At 63.9% G+C, this 18687-nt stretch carries 18 protein-coding genes, 1 tRNA gene and 1 pseudogene; 8 read left to right on the top strand and 12 right to left on the bottom strand.

The annotated features are described in order from the left end of the window. Position 1 precedes the first annotated feature (1 nt). From nuoG to IVB19_RS20000, 11 genes and pseudogenes are all read right to left on the bottom strand, one after another. A complete protein-coding gene (gene nuoG, locus IVB19_RS19950; RefSeq protein WP_247362609.1) occupies positions 2-2077 on the bottom strand; it encodes an NADH-quinone oxidoreductase subunit NuoG in 2076 nt (691 codons plus the stop codon). Between the two features lie 5 nt (positions 2078-2082). After that, a complete protein-coding gene (gene nuoF, locus IVB19_RS19955; protein WP_018455087.1) occupies positions 2083-3408 on the bottom strand; it encodes an NADH-quinone oxidoreductase subunit NuoF in 1326 nt (441 codons plus the stop codon). 15 nt (positions 3409-3423) lie between these two features. Then, positions 3424-3627, bottom strand: coding sequence for a hypothetical protein (locus tag IVB19_RS19960; protein ID WP_026232874.1), 204 nt, complete (start codon positions 3625-3627; stop codon positions 3424-3426). Next, positions 3627-4238 (bottom strand): NADH-quinone oxidoreductase subunit NuoE, encoded by a 612-nt coding sequence (gene nuoE / locus IVB19_RS19965; RefSeq protein ID WP_018455089.1) that lies wholly within the window; start codon positions 4236-4238, stop codon positions 3627-3629. The genes IVB19_RS19960 and nuoE overlap by 1 nt, the downstream gene beginning before the upstream one ends. Before the next feature lie 12 nt (positions 4239-4250). Further along, a complete protein-coding gene (locus IVB19_RS19970) occupies positions 4251-5213 on the bottom strand; it encodes an FkbM family methyltransferase (protein ID WP_018455090.1) in 963 nt (320 codons plus the stop codon). Beyond that, positions 5213-6409, bottom strand: a complete 1197-nt coding sequence (locus IVB19_RS19975; protein ID WP_018455091.1) for an NADH-quinone oxidoreductase subunit D — start codon at positions 6407-6409, stop codon at positions 5213-5215. The genes IVB19_RS19970 and IVB19_RS19975 overlap by 1 nt, the downstream gene beginning before the upstream one ends. Positions 6410-6411: 2 nt before the next feature. Then, positions 6412-7026 carry an NADH-quinone oxidoreductase subunit C gene (locus IVB19_RS19980; protein ID WP_018455092.1) on the bottom strand — a complete coding sequence of 205 codons (615 nt, stop codon included), beginning with the start codon at positions 7024-7026 and terminating at the stop codon, positions 6412-6414. A gap of 11 nt (positions 7027-7037) precedes the next feature. Then, positions 7038-7619, bottom strand: coding sequence for a NuoB/complex I 20 kDa subunit family protein (locus IVB19_RS19985; RefSeq protein ID WP_026232875.1), 582 nt, complete (start codon positions 7617-7619; stop codon positions 7038-7040). Beyond that, complete coding sequence (locus IVB19_RS19990) at positions 7616-7981, bottom strand: NADH-quinone oxidoreductase subunit A (protein WP_008136158.1); 366 nt, start codon at positions 7979-7981, stop codon at positions 7616-7618. Before IVB19_RS19990 ends, IVB19_RS19985 begins: the two co-directional genes overlap by 4 nt. Before the next feature lie 571 nt (positions 7982-8552). Beyond that, positions 8553-10791: pseudogene (locus IVB19_RS19995) on the bottom strand (TonB-dependent siderophore receptor). 199 nt (positions 10792-10990) lie between these two features. Continuing rightward, entirely contained in the window at positions 10991-11506 is a 516-nt protein-coding gene (locus tag IVB19_RS20000; protein WP_018455095.1) for a MarR family winged helix-turn-helix transcriptional regulator, read from the bottom strand. Positions 11507-11685: 179 nt separating this feature from the next. On the opposite strand from IVB19_RS20000, the gene IVB19_RS20005 reads away from it, so the two are divergent. The 6 genes from IVB19_RS20005 to pepT all read left to right on the top strand — a co-directional run bounded on the left by IVB19_RS20005 (position 11686) and on the right by pepT (position 16675). Continuing rightward, positions 11686-12876: an aromatic ring-hydroxylating dioxygenase subunit alpha gene (locus IVB19_RS20005; RefSeq protein ID WP_247819835.1), complete on the top strand. Its 1191-nt coding sequence runs from the start codon at positions 11686-11688 to the stop codon at positions 12874-12876. Positions 12877-12936: 60 nt separating this feature from the next. Continuing rightward, positions 12937-14232 carry a spinster family MFS transporter gene (locus IVB19_RS20010; protein WP_026232876.1) on the top strand — a complete coding sequence of 432 codons (1296 nt, stop codon included), beginning with the start codon at positions 12937-12939 and terminating at the stop codon, positions 14230-14232. 141 nt (positions 14233-14373) lie between these two features. Beyond that, positions 14374-14577 carry a hypothetical protein gene (locus IVB19_RS20015; protein ID WP_026232877.1) on the top strand — a complete coding sequence of 68 codons (204 nt, stop codon included), beginning with the start codon at positions 14374-14376 and terminating at the stop codon, positions 14575-14577. A 160-nt stretch (positions 14578-14737) separates the two neighbouring features. Then, positions 14738-14814 (top strand) — tRNA-Asp (locus tag IVB19_RS20020). Positions 14815-15007: 193 nt separating this feature from the next. Continuing rightward, complete coding sequence (locus tag IVB19_RS20025; RefSeq protein WP_085353352.1) at positions 15008-15322, top strand: HU family DNA-binding protein; 315 nt, start codon at positions 15008-15010, stop codon at positions 15320-15322. Positions 15323-15424: 102 nt separating this feature from the next. Beyond that, the gene (pepT, locus tag IVB19_RS20030; protein ID WP_085353354.1) at positions 15425-16675 is read left to right on the top strand and encodes a peptidase T; all 1251 of its coding nucleotides are present in this window, start codon (positions 15425-15427) and stop codon (positions 16673-16675) included. A gap of 55 nt (positions 16676-16730) precedes the next feature. Here the strand turns inward: pepT and IVB19_RS20035 are convergent, their stop codons facing one another. Then, complete coding sequence (locus tag IVB19_RS20035) at positions 16731-17624, bottom strand: hypothetical protein (protein WP_018455101.1); 894 nt, start codon at positions 17622-17624, stop codon at positions 16731-16733. A 353-nt stretch (positions 17625-17977) separates the two neighbouring features. Here IVB19_RS20035 and IVB19_RS20040 point away from each other — a divergent pair, with 353 nt between their 5' ends. Further along, complete coding sequence (locus IVB19_RS20040) at positions 17978-18202, top strand: protein-tyrosine phosphatase family protein (RefSeq protein WP_018455102.1); 225 nt, start codon at positions 17978-17980, stop codon at positions 18200-18202. A 120-nt stretch (positions 18203-18322) separates the two neighbouring features. Beyond that, on the top strand, positions 18323-18685 hold the full coding sequence (locus tag IVB19_RS20045; RefSeq protein WP_085353356.1) for a hypothetical protein: 363 nt from the start codon (positions 18323-18325) through the stop codon (positions 18683-18685). Positions 18686-18687: the final 2 nt, after the last annotated feature.

The raw sequence follows: 18687 nt of genomic DNA on the forward strand, positions 1-18687 counted from the left end.
CTCACTCCGCTGCGGTCAGCATCTGCCCGGAGGCAAGCCGCGAACATTCCGCCATCACGGCGGACGCACGCGCGATTGGGTTGGTCAAATAGAAGTCCTCGACAAGCGGCTTGAACGGGGCCTTCTCCGTCGTGCCGCCCTTCCCCGCGAGCTTCTTGATCTGGTCGGCCGAGCCGGGCTCGATCTGGTCGAGACGCATCAGATGCGGCACGGCCTTGAAGATCGCCTGGCGCAGGGCCGAAAGCGAGTCATAGCCGAGCTTCTTGCCGAGCGCCTCCGACAGCGCGCGGACAATCGCCCAGTCCTCGCGGGCCTCGCCCGGCGGGAATGCGGCGCGTCCGGTCATTTGCACGCGGCCTTCGGTGTTGACGTAGATCGCGGACTTCTCGGTATAGGCGGCTGCTGGCAGGATCACGTCGGCCCGATGGGCGCCGCGGTCGCCGTGGGTGCCGATATAGACGACGAAGGTGCCGTCCGACGGCTTGATCTCGTCGGCGCCGAGCAGGAACAGCAGATCGAGCGTCCCGAACGTCGTCATCTGCGCCGCATTCAGCCCGCCCTGACCAGCGACAAAGCCGATATCGAGAGCGCCGACGCGCGAGGCGCTCTCGTGCAGGACGCCGAAGCCGTTCCAGCCGTCCTTGAGCGCGCCGACGTCGAGTGCGAGCTTGGCCGCGGCTGCGAGAATGGCGGCGCCGTCGTGGCGCGAGGCGGCGCCAGCACCGACCAGGATGATCGGGTTCTTGGCGTTCTTCAGCACGTCCATGAAGGAGTGCTTGCCGGCCGCGAGCTCACCCAGCGTGTCGGTGCCCGCGCCGAGGTGATCATAGTCGTACGTGAGGTCGGGCTTGGCGCCGATCACGCCGACCTTGAAGCCGCCGGCGCGCCAGCGCTTGCGGATGCGGGCATTGAACACGGCCGCTTCTTTCCGCGGATTGGCGCCGATGATGAGCAGCGCATCGGCCTGCTCGACGCCGGCGAGCGTCGGATTGAAGATGTAGGAGCCGCGGCCGAGCGCGGGATCGAAGGCGTCGCCGCCCTGCACCGCCAGATTGGCCGAGCCGTATTTGGCCAGCAAGTCCTTCAGCGCGAACATCTCTTCGACGCCAGCGAGGTCGCCCGCGATCGCGCCGATGCGCTTGCCGTCGGTGCGGGCCGCTTTCGCGGCGATCGCGGCAAAGGCCTCGGGCCAGCTCGCCGCGCGCAGCTTGCCGGCTTCGCGGATATAGGGCCGGTCGAGACGCTGGGTGCGCAGGCCGTCGACGACGTGACGGGTCTTGTCGGAGATCCACTCCTCGTTCACGGCCTCGTTGATGCGCGGCAGGATACGCATCACTTCGCGGCCGCGGGTGTCGACGCGGATCGCGGATCCCACGCCGTCCATCACGTCGATCGACTGGGTCTTGCCGAGCTCCCACGGGCGCGCGGCGAAAGCATAGGGCTTCGAGGTCAGCGCGCCGACCGGGCAGATGTCGACGAGATTGCCTTGCAATTCCGAGGTCAGCGCGTGCTCGAGATAGGTCGTGATCTCCATGTCCTCGCCGCGGCCGGTCGCACCCATTTCGGGGGCGCCGGCCACTTCCGCCGAGAAGCGGACGCAGCGGGTGCACTGGATGCAGCGGTTCATCGAGGTCTTGACCAACGCGCCGAGATATTTGTCCTCGACCGCGCGCTTGTTCTCGGCGAAGCGGCTGGTGTCGACACCGTAGCCCATCGCCTGGTCCTGGAGGTCGCACTCGCCGCCCTGATCGCAGATCGGGCAATCCAGCGGATGGTTGATCAGAAGGAATTCCATCACGCCTTCGCGCGCCTTCTTCACCATCGGCGAACGGGTGGAGATCTCCGGCGGCTCGCCCTTGGGACCCGGACGGCAATCGCGCACGCCCCAGGCGCAGCTCGCGACCGGCTTCGGGCCGCCCTTCACCTCGACGAGGCACATCCGGCAATTGCCGGCGATCGACAGCCGCTCATGATAGCAGAAGCGCGGAATCTCGGCGCCGGCCGCTTCGCACGCCTGGAGCAGCGTGTATTCGGCGGGGACATCGATCTCTTTACCGTCGATGATGAGCTTGGTCATTCTCTCTACTCCGCCGCGACCATGTTCACGGGATCGCGGACGCCGATATCGTCGATGTCGGACTTGTGCGAATATTGGTCGATGCGCGCTTCGATCTCATGACGGAAATGCGCGATCAGGCCCTGGATCGGCCACGCCGCCGCGTCGCCGAGCGCGCAGATGGTGTGACCTTCGACCTGCTTGGTGACTTCCAGCAGCATGTCGATCTCGCGCTTGTGGGCGCGGCCTTCGGCCATGCGGGTCAAGACGCGCCACATCCAGCCGGTGCCTTCGCGGCACGGCGTGCACTGGCCGCAGCTCTCATGCTTGTAGAAATAGGAGATGCGGGCGATGGCGCGGATCAAATCGGTCGACTTGTCCATCACGATCACGGCCGCGGTGCCGAGACCCGAGCGCAGCTTGCTCAAGCTGTCGAAATCCATCGGCGTGTCGATGATCTGCTCGGCCGGCACCATGCGCACGGAGGAGCCGCCGGGGATCACGGCCTTGAGGTTGTCCCAGCCACCGCGGATGCCGCCGCAATGCTTCTCGATCAGCTCACGGAACGGAATGCCCATGGCCTCTTCGACGTTGCAGGGCCGCTCGACATGGCCGGAGATGCAGAACAGCTTGGTGCCGACATTGTTCGGACGACCGATGCCGGCGAACCATGCCGCGCCACGGCGCAGGATGTCCGGCGCAACCGCGATCGACTCGACATTGTTGACGGTGGTCGGGCAGCCGTACAGGCCGACATTGGCCGGGAACGGCGGCTTCAGGCGCGGCTGGCCCTTCTTGCCTTCGAGGCTCTCGAGCAGCGCGGTTTCCTCGCCGCAGATATAGGCGCCGGCGCCGTGGGCGACGTAGATGTCGAACGGCCAGCCGTTGACGTTGTCCTTGCCGACCAGCTTGGCCTCATAGGCCTGGTCGATCGCCGCCTGGAGATGCTCGCGCTCGCGGATGAACTCGCCGCGGACATAGATGTAGCAGGCATGCGCGTTCATCGCGCAGCTCGCGATCAGGCAGCCCTCGATCAGGAGATGCGGATCGTGCCGCATGATCTCGCGATCCTTGCAAGTCCCGGGCTCGGATTCGTCGGCGTTGACGACGAGATAGCTCGGCCTTCCGTCGGTCGATTCCTTCGGCATGAACGACCATTTCAGGCCGGTCGGGAAGCCGGCGCCACCGCGGCCGCGCAGCCCCGACGCCTTCATCTCGTTGATGATCCAGTCACGGCCCTTGTCGATGATGTTCTTCGTACCATCCCAGGCGCCGCGGCGCCGCGCGCCCTCGAGCCCCCAATCGTGGAGGCCGTAGAGGTTCTTGAAGATGCGGTCCTTGTCCTCGAGCATGTCAGTGCTTTCCGATCAACGGTTGGCTTGCTTGTAGGCAAGCCCGGCGGCGCAGACGGCGAAGGTCAGCGCCCAGAGCAGACTGGATTCCAGCGACGCGTTCAGGGCGAAGCGCTGAAGCAGGAAAATGAATGTGGCCGCCACGGCGGAATGCATTGCGACGAAGCCCCACTTCTTCACAACACTGCTCCCTTCAACTGGCGGTGAGAGATCACGCATCAGGTGATTTCCTTCAGCGTTGTCGGCCCACCGGTCGGCGCCGAGAACTGGCGGCCGTTCTGCGGACCGGGCTTGGGCGGGTTGCCCGAGGCAAAGCCATCGAGCACCTTGCCGAAGCTTTCCTTGGTCAGATCCTCATAGGTATCCTTGCCGATCAGCACCATCGGCGCATTCACGCAGGCACCGAGGCACTCCACCTCCTCCCAGCTGAAATTGCCGTCCTTGGAGAGATGGAAGGGCTCGTGATGAATGCGGTGCTCGCAGACGTGGATCAGATCCTCGGCGCCGCGCAGGCGGCACGGCGTGGTGCCGCAGACCTGGACGTGGGCCTTCTTGCCGACCGGGGCGAGCTGGAACATCGTGTAGAAGGTGGCGACCTCGAGCACGCGGATATAGGGCATGTCGAGCATGTCGGCGATGACGCGGATCGCGGCTTCCGAGACCCAGCCGTCGTGCTGCTCCTGCGCCCGCCAGAGGATGGCGATGACGGCCGAAGCCTGGCGTCCGGCCGGATATTTCGCGATCTGCTGCTTGGCGAACGCGAGGTTCTCCTCCGTGAACGCAAAGCTCGCGGGCTGGACTTCCTTCGGTGCTAATCGGCGAACGGACATCTCTTCAATCTCTCACTGCACGCGGCGCGCTGTTTTCGCATTCAGGGCATTGATCCTGTCCTGCCAGAATGCGCTTGCGGTGCCGAAAACATTGTAGCCGACGTGGGTGGAGACCTTGATGCGGTCGAGGATCGACAGCTCGGTCACCGTTTCCATACGTCGGGTGCTGGGATCGTAGACGATCAGCTTCAGCGGGGTGTGTTCGAGGATGTAGCGCGAGACCGCGTGCGAACGGTCGCTGCCGTGCTCCTCGCACATGATGACGCTGTCGGCCTGGAGCAGCCGGGCGCCGCCCTTGATCGCCTCGATCTCGACGCCCTCGACGTCGAGCTTGATCAGGTACTTGCCGGTGCCTGCGACCTTGCCGTCGTCGATCAGATTATCCAGCGCAATGACCGGCACATCCTCGCCGCCCGCCGACGCATCGCCGGCGATGCTAAAGGCCTCGTGCTTGGTGCCTGACAGACGCGCGGTGCCACGGGCCGCGCCGATCGCGCATTTCATGGTCTCGAAGCGGCTGGCGTTAATGCGGGCGTTGTTGTCAAGCTTCGGATAGTTCTGCCCCGACGGCTCGATCGCGATCGCCTTGTGCGAGCCGAACGGCTTGCTCGACACCAGCACCGACCAATAGCCGTAATTCGCGCCGCAATCGAGCAGCGTGTAGTCGACGTCGATGGAATCGGCGAACAACAGCTCCAGCTCGTCCTCGTAATTGTAGGAGCGGTTGAGCAGCTTGCTCCAATAGCCATCGCCGTAGGGAAATTCGAACACGGCGTCGGGATTGAGCTTGATCGCGATATTGCGCTCGGGCAGCGTCTTGCGCAGCAGATTGGCGCAGGCGATGTAGCCCATATGCGAGAAGTGCGACGAGATCTTCGATCCCGTCACCAGCGCCAAGGCAGCCGTCCGCTCCCACAGGTTGGCCCCTTCAAGGGCCCCCGAGGCGCGGTCAAACTGGATCGGCGCCTGCGCCATCACCGATCGACCTCTCCGAACACGATGTCGAGCGAGCCGAGGATCGCCGAGACGTCGGCGAGCAGATGACCGCGGCAGATGTGGTCCATCGCCTGCAGATGCGCAAAGCCGGGCGCGCGGATCTTGCACTTGTAGGGCTTGTTGGTGCCGTCCGAGATCAGAAAGACGCCGAACTCGCCCTTCGGCGCCTCGACCGCCGCATAGACCTCGCCGGCGGGCACGTGGACGCCTTCGGTGTAGAGCTTGAAGTGGTGGATCAGCGCTTCCATCGAGCGCTTCATCTCGCCACGGCGCGGCGGCGCGACCTTGTTGTCCTCGACGACGACGGGACCCTTCCCGTCGGCCGCGTTCAGCTTCTGGATGCACTGCTTCATGATGCGCACGGACTGGCGCATCTCTTCCATGCGGATCAGATAGCGGTCATAGCAGTCGCCGTTCTTGCCGATCGGGATATCGAAATCCATCTCGGCGTAGCATTCATAGGGCTGCGACTTGCGCAGATCCCAGGCCGCGCCCGAACCGCGCACCATCACGCCGGAGAAGCCCCACTCCCAGGCTTCCTTCAGCGACACGACGCCGATGTCGACGTTGCGCTGCTTGAAGATGCGGTTGGCGGTGAGCAGCCGGTCGAGATCCTCGACCACTTTCAGGAACGGATCGCACCAGGCGTCGATGTCGTCGACCAGCTTCTGCGGCAGGTCCTGATGCACGCCGCCGACGCGGAAATAGGCTGCGTGCATGCGACTGCCGGAGGCGCGCTCGTAGAACACCATCAGCTTTTCGCGCTCTTCAAAGCCCCACAGCGGCGGGGTCAGCGCGCCGACGTCCATCGCCTGCGTGGTGACGTTGAGCAAATGCGACAGGATGCGGCCGATCTCGCAATAGAGCACGCGGATCAGCTGCGCGCGGCGCGGCACCTCGATGCCGAGCAGCTTTTCTGCAGCCATGCAGAAGGCGTGCTCCTGGTTCATCGGCGCGACGTAGTCCAGGCGGTCGAAATAAGGGATCGCCTGCAGATAGGTCTTCTGCTCGATCAGCTTTTCGGTGCCGCGGTGAAGCAGGCCGATATGCGGGTCGACGCGGGCGACGACTTCGCCGTCAAGCTCCAGCACCAGGCGCAGCACGCCGTGCGCCGCCGGATGCTGCGGACCGAAGTTGATGGTGAAGTTGCGAAGGACTTCGGGTTGCTCGTTCATGATCAGACCTTCGGCCCTGCTTTTTCATCCCCTGGAAGGACCGGATAGTCGGCGCCCTCCCACGGGGACAAAAAGTCGAACTTGCGGAATTCCTGGTTGAGCCTGACCGGCTCGTACACCACCCGCTTCTCCTGGTCGTCGTAGCGGACCTCGAGGAAGCCGGTGGTCGGGAAATCCTTGCGCAGCGGATGACCCTCGAAGCCGTAATCGGTCAGGAGGCGGCGCATGTCGGGATGGCCGACGAAGATCACGCCATAGAGGTCGTAGGCCTCGCGCTCGAACCAGTCGGCCCCGGGAAACACCTCGATCAGCGACGGCACCTGCGTGGTCTCGTCCGCCTGGGCCTTGAGCCGGATCCGCGCGTTCAGGGTCGGTGACAGGAAGTGATAGATCACGTCGAAGCGTTTTTCGCGCGACGGATAATCCGCGGCCGTGATGTCGGTGAAGTTGATGAAGCGGCAGTTCGGGTCATCGCGCAGGTACTTGACCACCTCGACGATTTTGCTGACCTCGACATCCACCGTGAGTTGGTTGAAGGCCACCGAATGACCGATGGCGGCGCCCGGAAGCGCGCTAACGATCGTCTGCCCCAGGGCGTCGAGCTTGGCGTCGTCCATGACGTAAAACCTTAGCGTTCGATTGTGCCGGTGCGGCGGATCTTCTTCTGCAGCAGCAGCACGCCGTAGAGCAGCGCTTCCGCCGTGGGCGGGCAGCCCGGCACATAGATGTCGATCGGCACGATGCGGTCACAACCGCGCACGACCGAGTAGGAATAGTGATAATAGCCGCCGCCGTTGGCGCAGGAGCCCATCGAGATGACGTAGCGCGGCTCGGGCATCTGGTCGTAGACCTTGCGCAACGCAGGCGCCATCTTGTTGGTCAGGGTCCCCGCGACGATCATCACGTCCGACTGACGCGGTGAAGCGCGCGGCGCGAAGCCGAAGCGCTCGACGTCGTAGCGCGGCATCGAGACCTGCATCATCTCGACTGCGCAGCAGGCGAGACCGAAGGTCATCCACATCAGCGAGCCGGTGCGCGCCCAGGTGATGAGGTCGTCGGTCGCGGCCACGAAGAAGCCCTTGTCGGACAGTTCCGAATTGACCTCGAGGAAGAACGGATCATTGGCCCCGACCGGCTTGCCGGTCGACGGGTCCAGGATGCCCTTGGGGGCCGGCGCGAGAACCGGACCGGCGGACGACGTAGGGGTCAATCCCATTCCAGTGCGCCTTTCTTCCATTCATAGGCGAACCCGACCGTCAGCACGGCGAGGAACACCACCATGGACCAGAAGCCGGTCGCGCCAAGCTTGCCGAACGCCACCGCCCAGGGAAACAGGAACGCCACCTCGAGGTCGAAGATGATGAAGAGGATGGCGACGAGATAGAAGCGGACGTCGAACTTCATGCGGGCGTCGTCGAAGGCGTTGAAACCGCACTCATACGCCGACAGCTTTTCCGGGTCCGGCTGCTGGAACGCCACGATGAACGGCGCGATCAGCAGCACCAGGCCAATGAGGCCCGCTACCCCTATGAAGACGACGAGTGGAAGATAGTTCTGCAGAATGCCGCTCATTGACGAGCCCTTTTTCCCGCAGCCTCGGGACAGCCACGGATTCGTCCAGTTTGGAATTGTTCTGAGCCTTAGCGCAGTGCACCAATGGGCGCAAGACACGCTCTTTTTAGGCCCTTTGTCGCCCTCAGAACGGTGGAAATCCCGGAATCACCCCGCGGCTGGTATGGAGCAGATCGACAGCCCCAGCAAGGGCGCCCCGATCAGTCCACACGCGCTGGGCCGTGACGTCCGTGGTTGGGAAGGCTCACTTTATCTAGGCCGCGACGCTGCAAAGTCCAGATTATAACGAGGCAAGCGCGCCCATTATCGGGCGAGCGACCCGGGAGCCATGCATCACGATCGGACCTGGGCTCGTCTGGCGAATGTGTCGGGCAGGAGGCGCCCACTTCGCCGCAGCGGAAAATGGGTGGCGAGCGCGGCGGCGACATGGCTGGGTCGTCGCGCGCCGCACTCGCATGAGCTTCGGGCCGGGGGGCATGACCCGCGAGCTCATCGATCTCGTGGTGGAAGCCGGCGACGGGCCGGTCAGGCTCTCACGATGGCCTTCCCTCGCCTGTTCTCGTCATTTGCCTCACCATTTGTAGGAGACGCTGGCGGTGACGCGCCGGCGGTCGCCGTAGAAGCAGGATGACGCCGCCGCGCAGCTCGCGACGTAGATCTTGTCGGTCAAATTGACCACGTTCAGCGCGGTGCGCCAGTTCTGCCATTCGTAGTGGAGCGCGAGATCGCCGAGCACGACCGCGGGAACCTCGAGGGTATTGGCGGTATCCGCCCACGACGAACCGATATAGCGGAGACCGCCGCCGAAGCCGAACCCCGCGAGTGGCCCGTCCTTGAAGGTGTAGTCCGCCCAGCCGGACACCAGGAGCTCAGGCGTGTTGGTCGGGGTCTTGCCGACCAGCGCCGGGTCCAGATCCCTGCTGTTGAACAAACGGTAGGCCGTGAACGAGCCGATCAGCTTCAGCTCACGCGTGGCGTTCGCCACCGCTTCGATCTCGATGCCGCGCGAGGTCACCTCGCCGGTCTGGTTCTGCAAGGTCGTGAAAACCGGATCGGTCGTTGCCACATGCTGACGTTTCAAGTCGAACACCGAAGCGGTGAAGTAGCCGTCAAATCCCCGCGGCGCGACCTTCACGCCGATTTCCGTCTGCTGGCCGGTCTCCGGCAGGAACAGCTGGTTTTGCGCGTTGAGGCCGATGATCGGATTGTAGCTCGTGGCGTAGGACACATAGGGCGCGATGCCGTTGTCGAAATTGTAGATCAGCCCGGCGCGCCCGCTGAACCTGCTGTCGTCGCGGCTGGCAAGCGTGGCGCCGGTATCACGGGCAGCCTGCGTCGTCTCGACCCAATCGTTGCGGCCGCTCAGCACCAGCGTGAAGTTGCCGAGCTTCATCTGGTCCTGAAGATAGGTGCCCGCCTGCTTCTGCGTGATCTGGAAGTTGCGGAACGGTGCGCCCGTCAACGGAATGTCAAACCCGTAGGCGGGATTGAAGACGTTGATCGAAGGGACGGTGCCGAAGTTGAAAGCCTGATAATCGTCGATCTGGTAGCCCTTCAAATCGACCCCGAACAGCATCGTATGCCGCACCGCGCCGGTGTTGAAGCGGTACTCCAGCTGATTGTCGAGATTGGCCTGGTTGGCGGTGTTCTTCGCATACCAATTATAGCGACCGAGACTGGCCGTGTTGATGTCAGCCCAATTATTGCCGACATAGCCGCGATAGGTCACATCGACATGGGCAAAGCGCGCATTCTGCCGGAACGTCAAATCGTCGGTGAGATTGCGCTCGAACTGATAGCCCAGCATCTCCTGCTCGCGCGTGAACTTGTCGACGCTGGGATCGCCAGCGAAAAAGCTGGTCGGGATCTTGCCGAACCGAGCGTTGATCACCGTGCCCTCATAGGGCAGGAAGTTGATGCCACGGGTTTCCTGCCGGGAAGCTGAAGCCAGTACCGTGAACCTCGTGTCGGCGTCCGGCTTCCAGGTCACCGACGGCGCGATGAAGTAGTTGTTGTCCGGCGTGAAATTGACCTGCGTGGGGCCGTTCTGGACCTGACCGACGACGCGGTAGAACAGCTTGCCGTTCTCGTGGCTCGTTGCGACCGGACCGCCAACATCGAAGCCGACATAGGCGTTGCCGAAATTGTTGACGCCGGTCTCGATGAAACGGACGGGCTCCGCCGGCGGCATCTTGCTGATGACGTTGACGATGCCGCTCGGGCTCGATCCGCCATAGAGCACGGCCGATGGACCGCGCAGCACCTCGACGCGCTCCATGTTGGGCGTCTGGAGCTTCCAGCTCGCATAGGAGGTGTAGAACAGCTGCATGCCGTCGAGAAACAGTCCGACGTCGTCGGACTTAAAGCCGCGGATCAGCCACCAGTCGTTGCGCGTGTCCGCGCCGAAGGTCCCGGCGCGGACTCCAGCAGTATAGCGCAGGACCTCGTCGAGCTTGTTCGCCTTCTGGTCGCGAATCTGCTCCGCGCCGATCACCGACACCGCCTGCGGCGTCTCCATGATCGGCGTCGGACGAGCTGCGGCCGGCGACGTAGCCGTGCACCGGGCCGAGCGGGGTCTCGACGAAACCGACATTGCGCGGCGGCTGCGGCCTGTTTCGGTTGGCGGTCTGCTGGGACGATCGCGGCGCACGGCGCTGCACGGAGATGGCTCGTCGGCGCGCTTCCGGCGCGGCGACGGTCACCGACGGAATGTTCTGCGCGCCAATCATCTGCGCAGGAGATTGTGCAAGCGATGCCTGCGGCAGCAAAACCCAAGCGGATGCGGTCGCCAACATGGCCGACCGCAGCATTCCAAGACTGTTCACGCGCAACCCCAAAACTGCGTGTTCTGATGGCACATGCTGTCGGCCCATGACGGCATGCGCTTGCGGTGACGCTTAGGGCAGCGCGCGCGAATTCCCTAATTGAAAGCCTCTTAGAAGGAGTCTTAGAAAGAGTCTTGGAAAGGGTCTTGGAAGCGATCCAACATGTTCCCGGATCGCCGAAACGTCAGCGCGAAATCTTCTCGCTCTCGAGCATCTCGGCGGCGATTGCCGTCAATTGATCGACCTGCTGCAGCAGCGTCTCGAACTCGGCTTCGCTCAAATGTTCGCGCAAACGCCGATTGCGCTCCTGCGCACCGGCGACGATCGCATCATGCGCCGCGAGGCCCGTTGCGGTCAGCGAGACCAGCACCTCGCGGCTGTCCTTCGGGTTCGCCGATTTCGCGATCAGCTTGCGCGACACGAGTTCCGCAAGCGCGCGGCTGATCTGCCCCTTGTCCTGGCCGACGGCTTCCGCGAGCCGCGCCACGCTCATCGGCGGCCGCCGGCCAAGCGAGGCGACCAGGCCGAACTCGACCGATGACAATCCGGCGAGACGCTTGTAGCGCAGGATGGCGCCGCGCTTGAGCAAATTGGCCAGCACCATCAGCCGCGACGACAGCATGACGGTGATCGGCGCCAGCGACTGACTTTCGTCCGCATCGGACGATGTGCGCCCGTCCCTGCCTGATGTCTGGCTCATGGTCCACCTCTGCCAAGAAAGCCGCGGCGTGCCAAGTCTTGGTAGCGCGACCTCCCCAGCCTGATCCGAATGCGATAAGAGGCATTTGGAAATCGTTGACATTGTCATCGATCTAATCTTCACTTGGTACAAGGCATCAAAAAAGCCCGGCCGGTACGGCCGATTGCGGGAGGACCAGCATGACCATCACGCAGCGGGATCGCGATCTCGGAACGGCCTATGCGATGAAGCCGGCGCACACCCACACCGAGCTCACCTCGGTCATGCGCGGCACGCCGATGGGCGAACTGCTCCGCCGCTACTGGCATCCGGTCGGGCTCATCAGAGACGCAACCGACACTCCGAAGAAGGTCCGCGCGCTCGGCGAGGATCTGGTGCTGTTCCGCGACAAGCACGGCCGCGCCGGCCTGCTGCACGCCCGCTGCTGCCACCGCGGCACCACGCTCTATTATGGCAAGGTCGAGGAGGACGGCATCCGCTGCTGTTATCACGGCTGGAAGTTCGACACCGAGGGCCATTGCCTGGAGCAGCCCTGCGAGCCCGATGGCGGCCAGTTCAAGGACAAGGTGCGCCAGCCCTGGTATCCGGTCGAGGAGCGCTACGGGCTCATCTTCGCCTATCTGGGCCCCGCCCAGAAACGCCCGGTGCTGCCGGCCTATGAGTGCCTGGAGACCATGGACGACGGCGAGTTCGTCGACGCCGACGATTCCTCGATCGGCGGCGGTGGTCCCGCGATCATCCCCTGCAACTGGCTCCAGCATTTCGAGAACGTGGTCGATCCCTACCACGTGCCGGTGCTGCACGGCTCGTTCTCGGGTCCGCAATTCACCAACATGATGGCATCGATGCCGGAGGTGACGTTCGACAAGACGCCGCGCGGGATCGCCGTGCGCTCGATCCGCAAGCAGGATGACGGCAAGGTGTTTTACCGCGTCACCGAGGCGGCGCTCCCCACCTTGCGCGTTGTGCCAAACCCGCGCGTGGCGCAATTCGCCCGCGTCGAGTCGATCGGCTGGACGCTGCCGATCGACGACACCTCGTTCCGCATCTACGTCGCCGGCCGCGTCAAGAACGCCGGCGACATCGGTCGCATGCGCTCGAAATTCAACGGCAAATTCTGGTGGGACATGACCGAGGAAGAACATCAGCGATTTCCGGGCGATTACGAAGCCCAGGTCGGCCAGGGACCGCAGACCATCCATTCCGAGGAGCATTTCGGCCAGAGCGACCGCGGCATCCTCATGATCCGACGCATGCTGAGCGACCAGCTCGAGGCGATGGAAGCAGGCCGCGATCAGATCGGAATCTCGTTCGATGCAAGCGCGCCTCCCGTCGAATTCGAAGCGGGGAATTACATCCGCGAAGGCTGACCTGCCAGCCCCAATCAGGGCTGGACCGACAACGATAACAAAGACTAATTGGGGGAAGCGATGGTCGATGTGACGTCACAAATGTCGGTGCAAACGGCCGCGACGGCAAAGCCCTCGGCGCGGCGCTATTACGTGCTAGGCCTGCTCACGATCATCTACGCGCTGAACTTCCTCGACCGCACGATCTTCAACGTGCTGATCGAGCCGATCAAGAAGGAGTTTCAGCTCAGCGATACCATGATGGGCCTGCTCGCGGGCTTCGGATTCGCGCTGTTCTACTCCCTGCTCGGCATCCCCATCGCGCGCGTCGCCGACCGGCTCAACCGGCGCAACATCGTCGCCGCCGCCTTCGCGTTCTGGAGCGCGATGACGGCGTTGTGCGGCGCCGCTTCGAGCGTCACCTCGTTGGCGCTGGCGAGGATCGGCGTCGGCATCGGCGAATCCGCAGGCTCGCCCGCCTCGCAATCGATCGTGGCCGACCTCTTCGCCAAGAACGAGCGTCCGCGCGCGCTCGGCATCTACGCCGTCGGCACCTATCTCGGCGTATTCCTCGGCTATTTCGTGGGCGGGTACGTCAACCAGCACTATGGCTGGCGGATGGCGTTCTACGTTGCGGGCCTGCCCGGCATCCTGCTTGCTGTTGTCCTGTGGCTGACGATCTCCGAGCCGAAGCGCGGCGCCATGCAGGAGAATTTCGTGCCCGAGCCGCTCGGGCCGACGCTGCGCTTCCTGGCCTCGCAGCGAAGCTTCATCATCGTGCTGATCGGCTTCTGTCTCACCACTTACACGAACTATGCGACCGCGGCGTGGATCCCGCCGTTCCTGGCGCGTGTGCACCATCTGTCGAGCGCGGAGATCGGCACCTATGCCGGCACCTTCAAGGGTCTCGCCGGCATGGCCGGCACCCTGCTCGGCGGCTTCGTGGTGGCGCAGATCAGCCGCCGCGACGACCGCTGGAAGCTGTGGGCGCCCGCCATCACCTCGGGCCTTGCCGGCCCGGTGTTCGCGCTGTGCATGCTGACGCAGGACTTTGCGCTGATGGTGGCCACGCTGGCGCTGACCTCGTTCCTGGTCGGCTTCCATCTCGGACCGATCTTCGCGATCGCGCAGACGGTCGCCAAGCCGAGCATGCGGGCGCTGGCCTCCGCCCTGATCGCGCTCACTGCCACCTGCTTCGGCCAGGGCCTCGGCCCGCTCGCCGTGGGCGTGGTCAACGATGCCCTGAAGGGCGCTTACGGCGCCGACGCGGTGCGCTATTCCCTGCTCTCGGCGGCGGTCACGACCACGCTGGGGGCACTCCTGTTCGTCTGGGCGGCGCGCTCGATCCGGGACGATATCGGCCGGGCGGCCGCCTGACGCCGGTACAGGCCGCAAGCCCGGCGAAACCAACCGGGCGCATTAATGAAACCATTTTGCGGAACCCGCGAAACCATCCGGAAACAGACGGTCTTTACAAGACGAGCCATAGACGGCGGCAAAGCCCGTCGGGAGGCTCAGATGAACCACTCTATCCACTCTGCTGATCGTGCGACCCACCTGAAGATCGTGGTGGTGGCGCTGGTGGCCGGAATTACAGTGGCCGGCTTCGGGATCGCAGCCCGCACAAATGCCGATTACAGCCAGACCGCCCAGTCCGCCCATGTGATCAAGGCCGGCAAGCCGGTCGTGGTAACCAGCGCCGGGACGTCGGAGATCCGCTGACACCGCCCCGCTCCGGGCTGACAGAGGCCGCCGCCTGGCGGCCTTTTTCGTTTTCCAGAGCAATGCTTAGCCGGGATGTGCCGGTGAAGCGCAACATCCTTGACTTCACCCAGCCCCGCCTTTAAGTCCCCCCTCGTTCCGCGCGCTGTCAGCGAACCACGCGGGAGTAGCTCAGTTGGTTAGAGCGCCGGCCTGTCACGCCGGAGGTCGCGGGTTCGAGCCCCGTCTCTCGCGCCATTTTGGCAATTCCTTCATAGCCTTAGAGCAAACTTCTACACGCCTTTCGCGGCTGTGACGGCGATTGCCGGCATCCGTCGAGAACTTGCGCCATAGTCAGCCGAAGCCCGAATCGTCTAGGCCTTCCAGGACTTGGAGGGATCCCCACCCTTTACCGCCTTTTCCGGGGCCCCTGTGATTGAGGAGGCCAGATATGGCTAAGAAGGATTCCACGAAGAAGGCTGCCGCGCCCGCCACCATCACGCTCAAGCACCTCGCCGCCGACATTGCGGAGAGCCAGGACCTGTCGAAGAAGCGCGCCGAGGCCGTTCTGACCGACATGGTCGAACTCATCACCAAGCACCTGAAGAAGGGCGACCGCGTCCGCATCGTCGGCCTTGGCATCCTCCAGGTCCGCAAGCGCGCCGCCCGCACCGGCCGCAATCCCGCCACGGGCGAGCCGATCCACATCAAAGCCACCAAGAAGGTCGCCTTCCGCCCCGTCAAGGAACTAAAAGAGGCGATCTGACCACTCACGTTTCGTTAAGCCTGATCAGCCTCCTCCGGCCTCACCGCACCCTGCTTTTCTGGTATACCGCCTCTCTCCCCTGACCCGGCGGTTTGACCAGAAATGTCCTCCCTCACCTTTTCGCATACCGTGACCGAGCGCTTCCTGCGCTACGTCACCATCGACACCCAGTCCGATCCGGAATCCCCGAGCTCGCCCTCGACGGAGAAGCAGAAGGACCTCGGCCGCGTGCTCGCCGCCGAACTGAAGGCCATGGGCGTCGAGGACGCGCATCTCGACGACTTCGGCTACGTCTATGGAACGATTCCGGGCAACACACCTAAGAAGGTACCGGTGATCTGCTTCTGCTCGCACATGGACACTTCGCCCGACGTCACCGGCAAGAACGTCAAGCCGCAGATGGTGAAGAACTATCGCGGCGGCGACATCACGCTGCCGGGCGATACCAGCCAGGTGATCCGCTTCGCCGAGCATCCGGCGCTGAAGAACCAGATCGGCAACGACATCATCACCACCGACGGCACCACGCTGCTCGGTGCCGACAACAAGGCCGGCGTGGCTGAGATCATGGATGCCGCGCATTTCTTCATCAACAACCCGCAAGTGAAGCACGGCACCATCAAGATCCTGTTCACGCCGGACGAGGAGATCGGCCGCGGCGTCGACAATGTCGACATCAAGAAGCTCGGCGCTGATTTCGGCTACACCATGGACGGCGAGAGCGCGGGTAGCGTCGAGGACGAGACCTTCTCGGCGGACGGCGCCACCATCACCATCAACGGCGTCAGCGCCCATCCCGGCTATGCCAAGGGCAAGATGGAGCACGCCATCAAGATCGCCGCCGCCATCGTCGAGCGCCTGCCCCGGGAAGGCTGCTCGCCCGAGACGACATCAGGCAAGCAGGGTTTTCTGCATCCGATCGGGATCGAGGGTGCGCTGGAGCAGGCTACGCTCTCCTTCATTGTGCGCGACTTCACCGAGGAAGGGCTGAAGGAGAAGGAGATCCTGCTCGAGAACATCGTCAAGGACGTGATGAAGGATTTTCCGCGCTCGACTTACACATTCGAGGTGCGGGAGCAGTACCGCAACATGAAGCAGGTGATCGATCGCCACCCGCACATTCTTGAATACGCCATCGAAGCGATCCGCCGCGCCGGCCTGCGCCCGATGCGCACCGCGATCCGCGGCGGCACCGACGGCTCCCGCCTGTCCTTCATGGGACTGCCCTGCCCCAACATCTTCGCCGGCGAGCACGCATTTCACTCCCGGCTCGAATGGGTCAGCCGGCAGGACATGGAGAAGGCGGTGCAGACGATCGTCCATCTCGCCATGATCTGGGAGGAGAAGGCTTAGGCCTCTCGTCAAAAGGCAATATGGCTGGGATCGCTCCCGGCCATCGTCCTGCACGTTACGGCACCCGCATCGCACGCGGAGAGCGATGGAAGCGGTTGGAGCTCGCCATCCAGTTCGGGAGCGGCGCGCCGTCGCGATGCCGGCCACCGGCAACAGCCGCAGCCCAGGCCACCGCAGCGCCGATCAGGGTTGCTGCCGCAACGGAGAAGGCGACGATGATGGAGTTACGCCGCGCCCGATTGATGGCCGTCCTTGAATCCGCGATCAGCGTGTCGACCCGTCGCTCCGAGTCGGGTGCTGCAAGTCCCGTCAACGCGGCCACCTGCTGCACGAGGTAGGCCCGGTCATCGGTGCTGACGCCGCTGTGGCTCGACGACGTCATCAGGATGCGTCCCGCTTCGGCACGAGGTTCCCTGAGGTCGGTGTTGGGGGGCCGCCGCGCTGCGCGAAACAGCTTATCCAGCTCGTAGCTCAACAGAGGCTCGGCGGCGGAGGTACTGCTCGCCGAACTGCGCATCGGCGAGCGGTCAATCGCAGCTGCGCCGAGCATCGCGAGCAGAGCGGCACCAAGCAGCACGGCGAGCGCCCAGGACATCAGGCCATGCAGCCCGTCCCGCCGTTCGCCCTCGTCTTCGATCGTTGTGACCGCCGGGGCTGGTCGCGTCGTCCGGCCGGCGATATAGCCGCCGAAGCCGAAGCTGATAATCGCCTGGATGATCAGATACAGCCCCGACAGCAAAGCCAGCGCCGCCGATGCATCGCGCCATGTCGGCGAGGCTGAACTGACGCCCAGGCCGACGGCGACTCCAAAGCCGACCAGGATGAACGACATTGCGCCGGCAGCCAAAGCGCCTGCGATCACCGAGCTCCACTGGATGATGCGCCTTTCATCGGCAGCGACGCCGCCGCCTTCCACGATGTCTTCCCGTATGAGAGTTTCCATGGTCATCGCCGCTCTCTCAGCGCAAGCCGAAGAACGACAAGATCGCCATGACCACCACGATCAAGCCGATGAGATAAATCAATCCGTCCATGGTCCGTCCTCCTCAATTTCTCCTCGTCGCTAATCACAATGAACAAGGAACGTTCCAAATTGGACCGAGCCCGCGGGAACGAACCCGCGCGATGCGGATTATCTGTCCAAGTCCCAAGGATGAAGTTTGTGAGCACGAAAGCCTCAGCCGGTAAGTCCCGGCTGGGGCTTTCTTTTTGTGCGCCGGTTCCTGTCCTATGTTAACGACGCCGGCTCTCGGATCATCAAGGATGCGCTCGGGGCGGGAACCTCCGGATCGGGAGAGCCGCGTGGATCGCAGAACCGCGTGCCTTCATCAGGCAGATGCATTCCGGGAAAAGGCGATCGCCGATCCCGAGCACCACGACCAGTGGATCGATGAAGCCATCAAATGGCTGGAACGGGCCATGGAAGCGGGCTGCCGCGCCGTCGTCACGGTCGAAGGCGGCGATATGCCGAACGTGGCACGCGGAGCGGCAGCCGATGCTCGGCTGAGCTTGATCACACGCCAATGAGAAGAGCTGCCGTCTTCGCGAGCGCTGCGGCAATTGTTCCCGGAACGTAACAATGTTGCGGGTCGACACTGTTCCCAACGCCATGCTAGGCCGGGCGCAGACCGCAACCAGAGTGACGTCGTGCTCGCGAACCGCCAGCCCTCAGGATCATGCCGGCCGCGCAACTGGCGCGGGCTGCTGTCTGTGCTGATCGCGGTCGTCTACCTGCTCGCGGGAGCGCTGCATGGCCTGCACGACATCGACGTCACCACGCCCGGTGGCGGCTCGGAGATCAGCGCGGTGCTTGACGGCTCGGCGGATCACAACGACCACAAGGCCATCGGCGGGCATCATTGCCATGGCTGCTTCTCGGTGACGGTGGCGCAGCCGACGCCACCGGCCGGATCGATCGGGCTCGTGTCCGCATCGCGCCCGCAACGCGCACCCCGGCTCGCCGGCATTGTTCCCGACACCGACTCCCCGCCTCCCAAACATATGGCCTGAAC

It is taken from the genome of Bradyrhizobium sp. 187 (assembly GCF_023101005.1).
Lineage (GTDB): Bacteria > Pseudomonadota > Alphaproteobacteria > Rhizobiales > Xanthobacteraceae > Bradyrhizobium > Bradyrhizobium canariense_D.

Excerpts from the sequence above, each read along its gene's own strand:
- nuoG (WP_247362609.1), bottom strand. The coding sequence starts at position 2,077 with ATGACCAAGCTCATCATCGACGGTAAAGAGATCGATGTCCCCGCCGAA.
- nuoF (WP_018455087.1), bottom strand. The coding sequence starts at position 3,408 with ATGCTCGAGGACAAGGACCGCATCTTCAAGAACCTCTACGGCCTCCAC.
- IVB19_RS19960 (WP_026232874.1), bottom strand. The coding sequence starts at position 3,627 with ATGCGTGATCTCTCACCGCCAGTTGAAGGGAGCAGTGTTGTGAAGAAG.
- nuoE (WP_018455089.1), bottom strand. The coding sequence starts at position 4,238 with ATGTCCGTTCGCCGATTAGCACCGAAGGAAGTCCAGCCCGCGAGCTTT.
- IVB19_RS19970 (WP_018455090.1), bottom strand. The coding sequence starts at position 5,213 with ATGGCGCAGGCGCCGATCCAGTTTGACCGCGCCTCGGGGGCCCTTGAA.
- IVB19_RS19975 (WP_018455091.1), bottom strand. The coding sequence starts at position 6,409 with ATGAACGAGCAACCCGAAGTCCTTCGCAACTTCACCATCAACTTCGGT.
- IVB19_RS19980 (WP_018455092.1), bottom strand. The coding sequence starts at position 7,026 with ATGGACGACGCCAAGCTCGACGCCCTGGGGCAGACGATCGTTAGCGCG.
- IVB19_RS19990 (WP_008136158.1), bottom strand. The coding sequence starts at position 7,981 with ATGAGCGGCATTCTGCAGAACTATCTTCCACTCGTCGTCTTCATAGGG.
- IVB19_RS20000 (WP_018455095.1), bottom strand. The coding sequence starts at position 11,506 with ATGAGCCAGACATCAGGCAGGGACGGGCGCACATCGTCCGATGCGGAC.
- IVB19_RS20005 (WP_247819835.1), top strand. The coding sequence starts at position 11,686 with ATGACCATCACGCAGCGGGATCGCGATCTCGGAACGGCCTATGCGATG.
- IVB19_RS20010 (WP_026232876.1), top strand. The coding sequence starts at position 12,937 with ATGGTCGATGTGACGTCACAAATGTCGGTGCAAACGGCCGCGACGGCA.
- IVB19_RS20015 (WP_026232877.1), top strand. The coding sequence starts at position 14,374 with ATGAACCACTCTATCCACTCTGCTGATCGTGCGACCCACCTGAAGATC.
- IVB19_RS20025 (WP_085353352.1), top strand. The coding sequence starts at position 15,008 with ATGGCTAAGAAGGATTCCACGAAGAAGGCTGCCGCGCCCGCCACCATC.
- pepT (WP_085353354.1), top strand. The coding sequence starts at position 15,425 with ATGTCCTCCCTCACCTTTTCGCATACCGTGACCGAGCGCTTCCTGCGC.
- IVB19_RS20035 (WP_018455101.1), bottom strand. The coding sequence starts at position 17,624 with ATGACCATGGAAACTCTCATACGGGAAGACATCGTGGAAGGCGGCGGC.